This window comes from Jiangella rhizosphaerae, assembly GCF_003579925.1.
Lineage (GTDB): Bacteria > Actinomycetota > Actinomycetes > Jiangellales > Jiangellaceae > Jiangella > Jiangella rhizosphaerae.
In genome coordinates this window covers 1-12,929 of sequence record NZ_QUAL01000191.1, presented here as the reverse complement: position 1 = coordinate 12,929, position 12,929 = coordinate 1, and the positions used below count along the sequence as shown (strand labels likewise).

General features: G+C 74.0%; 12 protein-coding genes. 7 read left to right on the top strand and 5 right to left on the bottom strand.

Features of this window, described 5'->3' with window-relative positions; all coding sequences use genetic code 11:
* Positions 1–5 precede the first annotated feature (5 nt).
* Entirely contained in the window at positions 6–2,477 is a 2,472-nt protein-coding gene (locus tag DY240_RS22080; RefSeq protein ID WP_119662048.1) for a glycoside hydrolase family 2 protein, read from the top strand.
* 26 nt (positions 2,478–2,503) lie between these two features.
* Here the strand turns inward: DY240_RS22080 and DY240_RS22075 are convergent, their stop codons facing one another.
* Together DY240_RS22075 and DY240_RS22070 are read right to left on the bottom strand one after the other, a co-directional pair.
* Positions 2,504–3,472 carry a formylglycine-generating enzyme family protein gene (locus tag DY240_RS22075; RefSeq protein ID WP_119661999.1) on the bottom strand — a complete coding sequence of 323 codons (969 nt, stop codon included), beginning with the start codon at positions 3,470–3,472 and terminating at the stop codon, positions 2,504–2,506.
* Between the two features lie 59 nt (positions 3,473–3,531).
* Positions 3,532–3,879 carry a MerR family transcriptional regulator gene (locus DY240_RS22070; RefSeq protein ID WP_119661998.1) on the bottom strand — a complete coding sequence of 116 codons (348 nt, stop codon included), beginning with the start codon at positions 3,877–3,879 and terminating at the stop codon, positions 3,532–3,534.
* 61 nt (positions 3,880–3,940) lie between these two features.
* Between DY240_RS22070 and DY240_RS22065 the strand changes: the two genes are divergently transcribed.
* Complete coding sequence (locus DY240_RS22065) at positions 3,941–4,666, top strand: SDR family oxidoreductase (protein WP_119661997.1); 726 nt, start codon at positions 3,941–3,943, stop codon at positions 4,664–4,666.
* 69 nt (positions 4,667–4,735) lie between these two features.
* Complete coding sequence (locus DY240_RS22060; RefSeq protein ID WP_119661996.1) at positions 4,736–5,914, top strand: MFS transporter; 1,179 nt, start codon at positions 4,736–4,738, stop codon at positions 5,912–5,914.
* 2 nt (positions 5,915–5,916) lie between these two features.
* On the opposite strand, the gene DY240_RS22055 is transcribed toward DY240_RS22060, so the two are convergent.
* Genes DY240_RS22055 through DY240_RS22045 form a run of 3 tightly spaced genes read right to left on the bottom strand, consistent with a single transcriptional unit; the run spans position 5,917 to position 8,781 of the window.
* Positions 5,917–6,903: an ABC transporter substrate-binding protein gene (locus DY240_RS22055; RefSeq protein ID WP_119661995.1), complete on the bottom strand. Its 987-nt coding sequence runs from the start codon at positions 6,901–6,903 to the stop codon at positions 5,917–5,919.
* Positions 6,900–7,691 carry an ABC transporter ATP-binding protein gene (locus DY240_RS22050; RefSeq protein ID WP_119661994.1) on the bottom strand — a complete coding sequence of 264 codons (792 nt, stop codon included), beginning with the start codon at positions 7,689–7,691 and terminating at the stop codon, positions 6,900–6,902. Before DY240_RS22050 ends, DY240_RS22055 begins: the two co-directional genes overlap by 4 nt.
* Position 7,692: 1 nt before the next feature.
* Positions 7,693–8,781 (bottom strand): FecCD family ABC transporter permease, encoded by a 1,089-nt coding sequence (locus DY240_RS22045; RefSeq protein ID WP_199702028.1) that lies wholly within the window; start codon positions 8,779–8,781, stop codon positions 7,693–7,695.
* An 85-nt stretch (positions 8,782–8,866) separates the two neighbouring features.
* Between DY240_RS22045 and DY240_RS22040 the strand changes: the two genes are divergently transcribed.
* From DY240_RS22040 to DY240_RS22025, 4 genes are all read left to right on the top strand, one after another.
* Positions 8,867–9,385 carry a GNAT family N-acetyltransferase gene (locus tag DY240_RS22040; protein ID WP_119661992.1) on the top strand — a complete coding sequence of 173 codons (519 nt, stop codon included), beginning with the start codon at positions 8,867–8,869 and terminating at the stop codon, positions 9,383–9,385.
* Between the two features lie 68 nt (positions 9,386–9,453).
* Entirely contained in the window at positions 9,454–10,290 is an 837-nt protein-coding gene (locus tag DY240_RS22035) for an endo alpha-1,4 polygalactosaminidase (RefSeq protein ID WP_119661991.1), read from the top strand.
* A 31-nt stretch (positions 10,291–10,321) separates the two neighbouring features.
* Positions 10,322–11,542: a mandelate racemase/muconate lactonizing enzyme family protein gene (locus DY240_RS22030; protein ID WP_158602947.1), complete on the top strand. Its 1,221-nt coding sequence runs from the start codon at positions 10,322–10,324 to the stop codon at positions 11,540–11,542.
* Positions 11,543–11,545: 3 nt separating this feature from the next.
* Complete coding sequence (locus tag DY240_RS22025; protein ID WP_119661989.1) at positions 11,546–12,580, top strand: D-2-hydroxyacid dehydrogenase; 1,035 nt, start codon at positions 11,546–11,548, stop codon at positions 12,578–12,580.
* The last annotated feature ends 349 nt before the right edge of the window (positions 12,581–12,929 follow it).

The following is a 12,929-nucleotide window of genomic DNA, read 5'->3' as shown; positions in this document are numbered from 1 at the left end:
CCCCGTTGACCACCACCGACCTCACCAGCAGCGACTGGACCGTCCGAGCCCTCCGCGGCCCGGTGCCCGACGAGTTCGCCGCGGTGTTCGACGGCGTCCCGGCCACCGTGCCCGGCGTGGTGCACACGGATCTGCTGGCGGCCGGGGTGATTCCCGACCCGTTCGACGGCGACAACGAGGCGCGGCTGTCCTGGATCGGCGAGACCGACTGGGAGTACCGCACCGAGTTCGAGTGGGCCGACGACGGCGAGGAGCGGGTCGATCTCGCCGCGGACGGCCTGGACACCGTCGCGACGGTCCTCCTCAACGACCACGAGCTGGGCCACACCGCGAACCAGCACCGCCGGCACCGCTTCGACGCGCGCGGCGCCCTGCGCGAGGGCCGCAACGAGCTGCGGGTGGTGTTCGCCGCGCCGGTGCCGTACGCGCGGCGCATGTCCGAAAGGCTCGGGCCGCGGCCGCACGCCAACGTGCATCCGTACAACGCCATCCGCAAGACGGCGGCGAACTTCGGCTGGGACTGGGGACCCGACGTCGCGACGGCGGGCATCTGGCAGGGGCTGCGGCTGGAGTCGTGGTCGGGCGCCCGGCTGGCGAGCGTGCGACCGGAGACCCGGGTGGCGGGCGGCTACGGGCTGCTGACCGTCGTCGCCGAGATCGAGTGGGGCACCCGGCGGGTGGCGCCCGTCCTGCGGGCCGAAGTGGCCGGCGTCGCGGCTGAGCTGTCGCTGACCCGGCCCGTCCGGGAGGCCCGGCTGGAGCTGGTGGTGCCCGAGGTGCGGCTCTGGCAGCCGCGCGGCCGCGGCGAGCAGCATCGTTACCCGGTGACGGTGCGGCTGGACGGCGGCAGCGGCGCCTGGCGGCGGGCGATCGGGTTCCGCACCGTCGAGGTCGACACGACGCCGGACGAGGCCGGCACGCCGTTCGTGCTGCGGGTGAACGGCGCCGACGTGTACGTGCGGGGCGCGAACTGGATCCCCGCCGACCCCTTCCTTCCCCGCGTGACCCGCGAGCGGCTGGCCGCGTCGCTGCGCGACGCCGTCGACGCCGGTCTCAACCTGATCCGCGTCTGGGGCGGCGGCGCCTACGAGAGCGAGGACTTCTACGACCTGTGCGACGAGCTCGGCCTGCTGGTCTGGCAGGACTTCCTGCTCGCCTGCGCCGCGTACAGCGAGGACGAGCCGCTGCGCGGCGAGTTCGAGGCCGAGGCCCGCGAGGCGATCACCCGGCTGGCGGCGCACCCGAGCCTGGTGGTGTGGAACGGCGGCAACGAGAACCTCTGGGGCTATGCCGACTGGGGCTGGCGCAGCCGGCTCGGCGGCCTGAGCTGGGGCGAGGGCTACTACACCGAGCTGTTCCCGCGGCTGGTGGCCGAGCTGGCGCCGGGAACCCCGTACGCCGACGGCAGCCCGTACTCCGTCACGCCGTACCGCCATCCGAACGACGACGCCCACGGCACCATGCACATCTGGGACGTGTGGAACACCCGCGACTACGTCCACTACCGCGACTACCGGCCGCGGTTCGTCTCCGAGTTCGGGTTCCAGGGGCCGCCCGCGTGGTCCACGCTGCGCGCCGTCGTTCACGACGACCCGCTCGACCCGTACGGCCCCCAGCTGCTGACCCATCAGAAGGCCAACGACGGCAACGGCAAGCTCGAGCGCGGCCTGGGCGAGCACCTGCCGCCGCCGGAGACGTTCGAGGACTGGCACTGGGCCACCCAGCTGAACCAGGCGCGTGCCATCCGCTGCGGCATCGCGCACTTCCGCTCGCTCGTCCCGCACAACAGCGGCTGGATCCTCTGGCAGCTCAACGACTGCTGGCCGGTCATCTCCTGGGCCGTCGTCGACAGCCACGGCGTCCGCAAGCCGGTGTGGTTCGCGCTGCGCGAGGCCGCCGCCGACCGCTTCGTCAGCGTCCAGCCCGGCGACGGTGGCGCGCCGCTGCTGGCCGTCCACAACGACCGGCCCGAACCCTGGTCGGCCGGCCTCACCGTCCGCCGGATCACCGTCCACGGCGACGAGCTCGGCCGCTGGGAGGGCACGCTCGGACTGCAGCCGCGGGCGGCGACGACCGTCCCGCTCGACGACGTGCGACTGGCGCTGACCGACCCGGCGACGCAGCTGCTGGTCGCCGACCTCTCCACCGGCGAGCGCGCCCTGTACTACGGTGCCGAGGACCCGCGGCTGGCCCTCGAGCCCCGCCCGTTCACCGCCACGGCCCGGCGCGCCGACGGCGGCTACGTCGTGGACGTCGCGGCGACGTCGCTGGTCAAGGATGTGACGCTGCTCGCCGACAAGGTCGACCCCGCCGCCGTCGTCGACACCGGCCTGGTGACGCTGCTCGCCGGTGAGCGCTGCTCGATCCGGGTGACGAGCGCGGCGGACCTCGATCCCGCCGCTCTCACCGGCCCGGGCGTCCTGCGCACGGCCAACGACCTCGTGCGGCCCGCCGGCGGCCCCGGACCGCGACGATGACGGCGGCACGGGGACGGGGCATCAGCTCATCGCGGGAGGTCGGCGGCGCAGCGGAAGCCGATGTTGCCGGTGGAGCTGTCCGGGGTGTTGCTGGTGCGAGCGGCGACACGGTAGCGGTTGCAATAGGAGTCGTGGCACAGGTGGCTCCCGCCGCGGGTCACCCGCGCCTCCCCTGACGGCGGTCCCTGCGGGTCGTTGCGGGTCTCGGGCCGCTCCTCGGCGTGCCAAGTGGTGGACCACCAGTCCTGGCACCACTCCCACACGTTGCCGGCGACCTCGTACAGCCCGTAGCCGTTGGGCGGGTACGACTTCACCGGCGCGGTCCCGGCGTGGCCGTCGTCGCCGGTGTTCAGCGTCGGGAACCGGCCCTGCCAGATGTTGCACCGCCACCGGTTCCTCGGCACCAGCTCGTCGCCCCAGGCGTACTTCGCCCGCTCCAGCCCGCCGCGCGCCGCCAGCTCCCACTCGGCCTCGGTGGGCAGCCGCTTCCCCGCCCATGCGGCGTAGGCGGCGGCGTCGTTCCACGACACGTGCACCACCGGGTGCTGCGGCCGCGTCGCGACGTCGGACCCAGGCCCTTCCGGCGCCCTCCAGTAAGCGCCCTGCACCGCCCGCCACCACGGCGCGGCCGGCACCGTCGCGTCCATCACGTGCCGGGCCTGCTCGGGCCCGATGAACAGGCCGAACACGAACGACCAGCCGAACCGCTCCGCCTCGGTGACGTACCCGGTCGCCTTCACGAACGCGGCGAACTGCCGGTTGGTGACCGTCGTGGCGTCGATGAGGAACGGCGACACCGTCACCGCCCGCACCGGCCCCTCACCGTCGTCGGGGAACGCGTCGGGGTCGTCGCCGCCCATCCAGAACTGCCCGCCGGGGATGCGCACCATCCCCCGCGCCACGTCCTTGGCGTCCCGGGCCGGTGGCACGAACGGCAACTCCACCGGGGCCGCCGAGCCCTCGTGACCGGCCGACGGCGCGCAGCACCCCGACATCAACCCTCCTCGCTCCGGCGCCCGCGGCGGACGCTCGCCGACACCATCATCCCTTGCGGTCAGGCGCGGCGGGCGTCGGCGGCGGCGATGAGCTCGTCGAGGCGGTCGAGGGCCGTCCGCAGCGCGGCGATGCGACCGGCGATGCGGGCCCGCTCGGCGTCGAGCATGGCGCGCTGGCCGGCAGTGGTGGTGCCGGTGTCGACGCAGGGCAGCAGCTCGGCGATGCGGCGGCTGGACAGCCCGGCCGCGTAGAGCTGCTGGAAGAACCGCACGCGGTCGACGGCGTCGTCGTCGTACTCGCGCTGCCCTCCGGGCGTCCGCCCGGAGGTGAGCAGGCCCTGCTGCTCGTAGTAGCGCAGCGCGCGCACGCTCACCCCGGAGCGCCGCGCCACCTCACCGATGCGCACCTCGTCCTCCTCGCACGAAGACTTGACTCTGACGTCAGCGTCAGGTTCTAGCCTGCCACACATGGATCACACCTTTCCCCTCGACGGCGCGGTGGCGCTGGTCACCGGCGCCAACCGCGGCCTCGGCCGGCACTTCGCCGAACAGCTCCTGCGGCGCGGCGCGGCCCGCGTCTACGCCGCCGCACGCCGCCCGGAGTCCGTCGACCTGCCAGGCGTCGTCCCGCTGCGCCTCGACATCACCGACGACGCCGCCGTCCGCGCCGCCGCGGCCCGGGCCGGCGACGTGACGCTGGTGGTCAACAACGCCGGCATCAGCGCCTGGACGAACCTCCTGACCAGCGACCTCGACGCGATCCGCCGTGAGATGGAGACCAACTTCTGGGGCACGCTCGGCATGGTCCGGGCGTTCGCCCCGGTGCTGGCCGCGAACGGCGGCGGCGCCATCCTCAACGTCCTGTCCGCGCAGTCCTGGTTCGCCTACCCGGGCACCAACGGCTACCACGCCGCCAAGGCCGCCCAGTGGGCGCTCACCAACGGCGCCCGGCTGGAGCTGGCCGGCCAGGGCACGCAGGTGACGGCGCTGCATCTCGGCGCCGTCGACACCGAGTTCAGCGCCGCCTACGACGGCCCCAAGGGCGACCCGGCCGACGCGGTCCGGGCCGGCCTCGACGGCCTCGAGGCCGGCGCCGTCGAGGTCCTGGCCGACGCCTGGAGCGCGCACGTCAAGCGGTCGCTGGCCGACGACCCGTCCCGCCTGTACGACGAGATCCGCGCCGGCGTGGTCTGATCCCGACGCGGCGGATGAGGACGATATAGTAATCGTTCTCATTCTTAGCCGCCGCTGAAGGGACGACCGGTGCTGCGCGACCGCGCGTTCGTCCGGCTGTGGATCGCCACGACCGCGTCCGGGCTGGCCACCTGGGCGCTGCCGTTCGTGCTCGGGCTGGCCGTGCTGGACCGGACGCTGACCGGCACCGAGCTCGGCCTGGCGCTCGGCGTGCGGACCGCGGGCTTTCTTGCCGCGGTGCCGGCCGGCGGCGTGCTGGCCGACCGGCACTCGCGCCGCGGCGTGGTGCTCTGGTCCGGGCTGGCCGCCGCGGCCGCCTGCCCGGTGATGGCGGCCGGACTCGGCGGGTCCAAGGCCCTGTTGCTGGCCGGCGCCGCCGTCGCCGGGGCCGGCCAGGGCGCCTGCCGGCCCGCGTTCCAGGCGCTGACCGCCGAGGTGGTGGAGCCTGAGCGCCGGCAGCGGGCCAACGCCGCCATGAGCCTCGCGGTGCGGGTCACGACGCTGGTCGCCCCAGGGCTGACGGCGATCGCCGCGGCTGTCACGGGGCCGGGCGCACTGCTGCTGGCCACGGGGGTGCTCTGGCTGACAGCGGCGCTGTTGCCGCCCCGCGGCACGATGGGTACCGACGGCGCCCGGGGACCCCGGGCGTCGATGCTGCGCGAGTTCGCCGACGGTGTCCGCGAGGCCCGCCGCCACCCGTGGTTCCTCGCCGGACTGGGCGCGCTGACCACGGTCATCGCCACCGGGTACTCCGCGAGCGGAGTGGCGTTGCCGCTGGTCAGCCGCGATCGCTATGAGACGGAGGTGGTGCTGGCCGCAGCGCTGACCGCGTACACCGCCGGGGCGCTGGCCGGCGCGGTGCTCGTCGCGCGCTGGCGGCCGCGGGCGCCCGGCTGGATCGCGCTGGCGGCGCTGGCCTGCTACGGCCTCGTCCCGCTGAGCCTGCTCGCGCCGGTCCCGCCGGCCGCGGTCGTGGCCGCGTACGTCGTGGCCGGACTGGGCATCGAGGTGTTCAACGTCCTCTGGTTCACCGCGACCCAGCGCGAGGTCGAGCCGTCCAAGCTGGCCCGGGTGTCGTCGCTGGACTTCCTCGCCTCGTACGGCCTGGCGCCGGTCGGGCTGGCGCTGTTCGCCCCGGCGATGGACGTCGCCGGGACCACGGCCGTGCTGGCGGTCTGCGTCGGCGCCTGCTTCGCCGCGCCGGCGGCCGCGGCGCTGGTCCCGACGACGCGGCGGTTCGGCCGCTGAGCTCAGCGCTCCAGCGTCCGCAGGTACTCGGCGAACCCCTCCAGGCCGTCGATGTTGCGCGGCCCGCTGATGCCCTCGTTGTAGTCGAGGACGTAGTAGTTGTCCTGGACGACGGCCGGCAGGCCGCTGGTGATCGGCGACGACTCGAGGAAGTCGATCTTCTCCTGGGCCGGCTGGTCGCCGTAGTCGAGGATGATGATCACCTCGGGCGCGGCCTGGACGACGGCCTCCCAGCTCACCTGCGTCCACCGGGCGTCGAGGCCGGCGAAGACGTTGCGGCCGCCGGCGAACTCGATGATCTCGTTCGGCGGCACCTGGTTGCCGGCCGTGAACGGCTGGTCGGTGCCGGAGTCGTAGAGGAACACCGGGACCGGCTCGCCCGCCGGCGCGTTCTTCCGCACCGTCTCGACACGGTCGCGGTACTCCGCGACGAGCTCGGCGGCCCGGTCCTCCACGCCGAAGATCCGGCCGAGCCGCTCGAGGTCGGTGAAGAGCGCCTCGAACGGGTCGACGTGCTCGGGAAACCCCGGGTAGTTGAAACAGGACTCGGTGTGCATGAAGCTCTGGATCCCCAGGCCGTCGAGGATCTCCGGGGTGATGCCGCGCTGGTCGCTGAAGCCGGAGTTCCAGCCGGCCACGACGAGGTCCGCGTCGGCGTCGACGACCAGCTCCCGGTTGAGCAGGTCGTCGCTGAGGAACTCCACCTCGGCGTACTCCGACGCCCAGGGCGACTCCTCGACCGGCGGATTGGCCGGCGGCATGACGTAGCCGTGCACGTGGTCGGTGAGACCGAGCGCGAACAGCTTGTCCGCGCTGCCGCCCTCGTAGGCGACGGCGCGTTGCGGCGTCGTGTACTCGACCGGCTCGCCGCAGCGGTCGACCGTCACCGTTCGCGTCCCGGAGGACGACTCGACCTCGGCGCCGCACGCGGACAGGGTGAGCGCGCCGGCGGTGAGCGCGAGCAGGGAACGTCGGTGCGGGGTCGTCATCTCGGTGTTCCTTCCGGTGTCGTGTCGGTGACGGTGTAGAGCAGCTGCGGCGCGCCGGACAGCGGATGCGGGACGACCGTCGCCGCCACGCCGAACACGTCGCGGACCAGCGCCTCGGTGAGCACGTCGGCCGGCGGGCCCGCGGCGACGAGCCGGCCGCCGGACAGCACGCCGAGCCGGTCGCAGACGGCGGCGGCGAGGTTGAGGTCGTGCAGGACGACGAGCACCGTCAGGTCGGCGCCGCGGAGCATGGCCAGCAGCTCGATCTGGTGCCGGACGTCCAGATGGTTCGTCGGCTCGTCCAGCACGAGCACCCGCGGCTCCTGGACCAGCGCCCGCGCCACCAGCACCCGCTGCCGCTCGCCGCCGGAGAGCGACAGCACGCCGCGGCCGGCGAGGTGCAGCAGGTCCAGCCGCTCCATCGCCCGGCGGCACAGCTCGTGCTCGCGGGCGGTGAGCGGCTCGTTGCCGTGCTTGTGCGGCGCCCGTCCGAGCGCGACGACCTCCTCGACGGTGAAGTCCAGGTCGCTGCCGCCCTGCTGGGTGAGGGCGGCGACGCGCCGGGCGCCGTCGCGGCGGCCCAGCCCGGCGAGGTCGTCGCCGCCGATCCACACCGTGCCGTGCGTCGGCCGGAGCGCGCGGTACACGCAGCGCAGCGCCGTCGACTTGCCGCTGCCATTGGGGCCGATCAGGCCGACGACGGCGCCGTCGGCCACATCGAGGCTGAGGTCGCGCACGAGGTCGGCGCCGTCGATGGTGACGGTGAGCCCGTCGAGCCGGAGGTCCATGTCACCGTCCCGCGAACAGGTAGCCGCGGCGGCGCATCAGCGCGACGAACACCGGCACGCCGACCAGCGCGGTGATGACGCCGAGCGGCAGCTCCCGCGGCGCCACCACCGTCCGCGCGGCGACGTCGACCCAGACCATGAAGATCGCCCCGGCCGGCGGCGCGACCGCGAACACCCGCGCGTGCCCCGCGCCGACCACCATGCGCACCAGGTGCGGCAGGATCAGGCCCACGAAGCCGATCGCCCCGCTCACCGCCACCATCGCGCCGGTCACGACCGACGACAGCAGGAACAGTCCGCGCCGCACCCGGCCGGCGTCGACGCCTAGGCTGGCGGCGGTCTCATCGCCGAGCGCGAGCACGTCGAGCAGCCGGCCGGAGCGGCGCAGCGCCACGACGGCGACGGCCACGGCCACCGCGACGACCGGCAGCGAGCCCCACGTCGCCGCGCCGAAGCTGCCCATCGTCCAGAACAGCACCGTGCTGGTGGCCTCGCCGTCGGGGGCGAAGTAGACGATGACGCTCATCACGGCCTGGAACCCGAACGACATCGCGACGCCGGTGAGGACGAGCCGCAGCGGGCTCATGCCGGCCCGCCCGGTGGCCGCGACGTAGACGAGCACCGACGCCAGCAGCGCGCCCAGGAACGCCCCGGCCGACACCGCGTAGCTGCCGAGGGCGGCCAGCCCGCCGGTGACGATCACGGCGACGGCCCCGACCGACGCACCCGACGACACCCCGAGGACGAACGGATCGGCCAGCGCGTTGCGGACCATCGCCTGCACGGCGACGCCCACCAGCGCCAGCCCCGCCCCGACGACGGCCGCCAGCAGCACGCGCGGGGTCCGGATCTGCCAGACGATCTGGTAGGCCGTCGCCTCGTCGGCGCCGATCGAGCCGCCGGTCAGCGCCGCCCACAGGTAGCGCGCCGTGTCAGCCGGAGCGATGCCCGCCGCACCCACGCCGATCGCGACCAGCACCGACGCCAGCAGCACGACGGTCAGCCCGATGGTGACGACCACCAGCCCGGCGGAGCGGCGTCCCGGAGCGGCCGATGCGATGACGGGTGCGGCGTCGGGCGCGGTGCGCATGGGCCTCTTTCTAACGAGAATCACACTCATTTCCGGAAGCACCCTAACATCCCGCGTTGCGAGCGCCGGCCGGTATCGTCCGGGCATGACCGTGCTCACGGGGGCCCGCGTGACGCTGCGGCCGGCGGCGTCCACGGACGTCCCGCGGCTGGTCGCCATCCGCTCGACGCCCGAGGTGCACCACCGCTGGGGCGGCGGCGAGGACCTCGCCCGCGAGGTGGCCGCCGACCTCGCCGACGGCGACCTGCACCTGTACGTCATCGAGGCCGGCGGTCACGTCGTCGGCGCGATCCAGTGGGCCGCCGAGCACGACCCCCAGTACCGGCACGCCAGCATCGACATCTACGTCGACCCCGCGCACCACGGCCGCGGCTACGGCACGGACGCGGTGCGCACCCTCGCCCGGCACCTGCTCGACGACCACGGGCACCACCGGCTGGTCATCGACCCCGCGGCCGACAACGCCGCGGCCATCGCCTGCTACGCCAAGGTCGGCTTCCGGCCTGTCGGCGTCATGCGCCAGTACGAGCGCGGCCCGGACGGCGCCTGGCACGACGGGCTGCTCATGGACCTTCTCGCCGCCGACCTCGTCGACCGGCCCTGACGGCGCCAGGAACCGCCGGCCACCGGCCGCAGCTGTCGGATGATCGGCGTGCGGGCATACTGACCCCGATGCGCCGTCCACCGGTGGCCGCGGCCACGCTCGTGCTGCTGGCCGCGTGCGGAGCCGGCGACGACGGCGGCGGCGACCGCGGCGGGATCGTCCTCCCGCCGGCCGGCGGGCGGGTCGACTACCAGCTCGGCGGCGCCTATCCCCCGGCCGGCGAGGCCGAGATCGTGATCCGCGACGTCTCCGCGCAGCCCGCGCCCGGCCGGTACGGCATCTGCTACGTGAACGCGTTCCAGACCCAGCCCGGCACGCTCGAGTGGTGGCTGGCCGAGCACGACGAGCTGCTGCTCCGCCACGACGGCGAGCTGGTCGCCGACCTGGACTGGCCGGACGAGGTGCTGCTGGACACGTCGACCGAGGCGAACCGGGCCGCGCTCGCCGAGCTCGCCGGCCGCGACCTCGCCCGCTGCGCGGAGGCCGGCTTCGACGCCGTCGAACCGGACAACCTCGACTCCTGGACCCGGTCGCACGGCCTGCTGGACGAGGCCGGCAACGTCGCGTTCGCGGCACTGCTGGCCGGCGCCGCGCACGACCTCGGCCTGGCGATCGCCCAGAAGAACACGCCGGAGCTGGGCGACGCCGGCCGCGACGCCGCGGACCTCGACTTCGCGATTGCCGAGGAGTGCGAGGCCCACGACGAGTGCGACGCCTACACCGACGTGTACGGGGACCGCGTCATCGAGATCGAGTACACCGACAACGGCCGGGCCGCGTTCGACGCGGCCTGCGCGGCGCGCGGCGACCGGATCTCCGTGCTGCTGCGCGACCGCGACGTCGTCCCCGCCGGCGCCGCCGGCCATGTCTCCGAGTGGTGTGCGGCGGTGGGCGCTTCACCTTGACGTGAAACGCTGTTTCACAAACCATGGCCGGATGCGGATCACCGACGTCGCGACCGTGTTGCTCACCGGTCCGTCCAGCAACGACCCGTACATCACGTTCGCCAAGAAGTGGCGCACCGCCGCGTTCGTGGAGGTGCGCACCGATGTCGGCCTGGTCGGCGTCGGCGAGACCTATCTGGGCTACTTCTTCCCCGAGGTGGTCCCGCACGTGGTCGACTACGTGCGGCCGATCCTCGTCGACGGCGGCACCACCGACCCCGCGGTCCTGAGCACGCGGATGCGCCGCTGCCTGGGCTTCTGGTGCCGCGTGGGCGCCGGGGCGGCGGTGCTGTCCGGCGTCGAGGCCGCGCTGTGGGACCTCGCCGGGCAGGCCGCCGGCGTGCCCGTGCACGAGCTGCTCGGCGGGCGCAAGCACGACCGGCTGCGCGCCTACGCCACCGGCGGCCCGTCGCCGTGGCCGCCAGACGAGCTGAAGCGCAAGCTGGACCGCTACGCCGAGCTGGGCTTCACCGCGCTCAAGGTGGCCACCGGCTACCTGGAGATGTCCGGGCGCCGGGAGATCCTGCCGGCACCCGGCCCGCAGGCCGCCGCCGAGTTCGAGGCGGAGAAGCTGGCGCTGATGCGCGGCCACCTCGGCCCGGATTTCGGGATCATGCTCGACGGCCACATGGGCCACCGCACCGGCGTGCACCGCTGGGACCTCGACACCGCGCGGGCGGTCATGGCGGCCGCGGCGCCGTACCGGCCGGCGTTCTTCGAGGAGCCGCTGGCCTACGAGGACCCCGACGAGTACGCGGAGCTGACCAGCCAGTCGCCGGTGCCGATCGCCGGCGGCGAGCAGCTGTTCTCCTACGACGAGTTCCGGCTCTGGATGAACCGGGGCGCGTTCGCCATCGCGCAGCCCGACGCGGCGCTGCTGAGCATGACGGAGTTCGTCCAGGTGGGCGAGCTGGCCGCGGCGCAGGGCCGGCACGTCGTCTCGCACGCCTGGAGCGCCGGCGGCGGCTTCCTGCAGAACGTGCACGCCGCGTTCGCGTCGCCGTCGACGCTCATGGTCGAGATGGCGCCCGACCCCGGCGAGCTGCACACCGCCGTGTGGGGCGACACCCTCGTCATCGAGGACGGCTATGTGCTGCCGCCCACGGCGCCAGGGCTGGGCGTCACCCTGACCGACGAGCTCAAGGAGCGGTTCCCGTTCCGGCCCGGCATGGAGGAGTTCGCCAGCGTCCCCGGCAAGGAACTGCGGAGCTGACCCGTGGAGAGCCGCGCACGCACCGAACGCATCCTGGTGGCCCAGCCCGTCCTCGACGCCGGCCTGGACCGCGTCCGCCGCATCGCACCGGACGCCGTCGTCGAGGTGGTCGAGCCGTTCGGGCCGGACGCCGTGCTGCCCGAGGCACAGCTCCGCGACGTGACCGTGCTGTTCGCCGACCTGTGCCCGGCCAACGTCGAGCAGCTGCGCGAGCTGCGCTGGCTGCAGCTCGGCTCGCACGGATACTCGCAGCTCAACGGCCTGAGGCTGCCGCGCGACGCCGTCGTCGCCAACGCCAGCGGCGTCAACGACATCCCGATCGCCGAGTGGTGCGTCATGATGATGCTGGCGTTCGCCCGCGACCTGCCCGGCATGCTCGCCGCGCAGCGCGAGCACCGGTGGGACCGCGACGCCCGGTTCCAGGCCGAGCTGCGCGGCCGCCGGGTCGGCATCCTCGGCTACGGCAACATCGGCCACGAGCTGGCCCGGCTGTGCCGGGCGCTCGGGCTCGAGGTCTGGGCGTGCTCGCGGTTCCGTCCCGGCGCCCGCGAGCTGCGCTACGACCCCCTGGACCGGCCGGCCGGCTCCGTCCCGGTGCCCGACCGCAGCTTCACGCCGGAGCAGCGCGACGAGTTCCTCGCCGGGCTCGACTACCTGGCCGTCACGACGCCGGTGACCAGCACCACCCGCGGCTGGGTCGACGCCGCGGCGCTGCGGCTGCTGCCGCCGCACGCGGTGCTGCTCAACCCGGCGCGCGCGGGCGTGGTCGACGAGGCAGCGCTGCTGGCCGCGCTGCGCGACGGGACCATCGCCGGCGCCGCGCTGGACGACCACTACCGGCAGCCGATGCCGCCCGACGACCCGTTCTTCGACCTGCCGAACGTCATCGTCACCTCGCACATCTCCGGCTCCAACTCCAGCACCTGGTTCGTCGAGCGCATCTGGGACCTGTTCACCCGCAACCTCGAGCGCTACCTGGCCGGCGAGCGGCTGCTGAACGTCATAGCCCGGGACGACCTGGAGCTCGCGGGCTCGTGACCGGGCGCGGGCAGTGCGGCGCCGGCGACACAGTTCCTCACCCGGCGCGGGTGCACCTCACCCGCGGCAGGACCACGTCAGAGCGTCGATCTGGTCTCGAACCGGTCCCGACGCGAGTGAGGTGCGTCTCTACACCCGAAGCGGCGCATAGAACACGACACCCGCCATCGCCGACGACCGTGCCCATCGACGACGACTCCCCTGTGTCCTGCCGTCGCCCTACTCACCCGTCCCACTGAGAAGTGGCCGTACAACTGGCACCAGGAGTGTGAGCCGACGTTGGTCGTGCCGGTGGGAAGGTCGCTGGCGTTCGCGATGGAGCCGGCATCGTGCCGACGGCCACGCGCGC

Bases quoted from the DNA above. Each gene is read 5' to 3' on its own strand.
- DY240_RS22055 (WP_119661995.1), bottom strand. From the start codon at position 6,903: ATGACGACCCCGCACCGACGTTCCCTGCTCGCGCTCACCGCCGGCGCG.
- DY240_RS22065 (WP_119661997.1), top strand. From the start codon at position 3,941: ATGGATCACACCTTTCCCCTCGACGGCGCGGTGGCGCTGGTCACCGGC.
- DY240_RS22045 (WP_199702028.1), bottom strand. From the start codon at position 8,781: ATGCGCACCGCGCCCGACGCCGCACCCGTCATCGCATCGGCCGCTCCG.
- DY240_RS22035 (WP_119661991.1), top strand. From the start codon at position 9,454: ATGCGCCGTCCACCGGTGGCCGCGGCCACGCTCGTGCTGCTGGCCGCG.
- DY240_RS22050 (WP_119661994.1), bottom strand. From the start codon at position 7,691: ATGGACCTCCGGCTCGACGGGCTCACCGTCACCATCGACGGCGCCGAC.
- DY240_RS22040 (WP_119661992.1), top strand. From the start codon at position 8,867: ATGACCGTGCTCACGGGGGCCCGCGTGACGCTGCGGCCGGCGGCGTCC.
- DY240_RS22030 (WP_158602947.1), top strand. From the start codon at position 10,322: ATGCGGATCACCGACGTCGCGACCGTGTTGCTCACCGGTCCGTCCAGC.
- DY240_RS22075 (WP_119661999.1), bottom strand. From the start codon at position 3,472: ATGTCGGGGTGCTGCGCGCCGTCGGCCGGTCACGAGGGCTCGGCGGCC.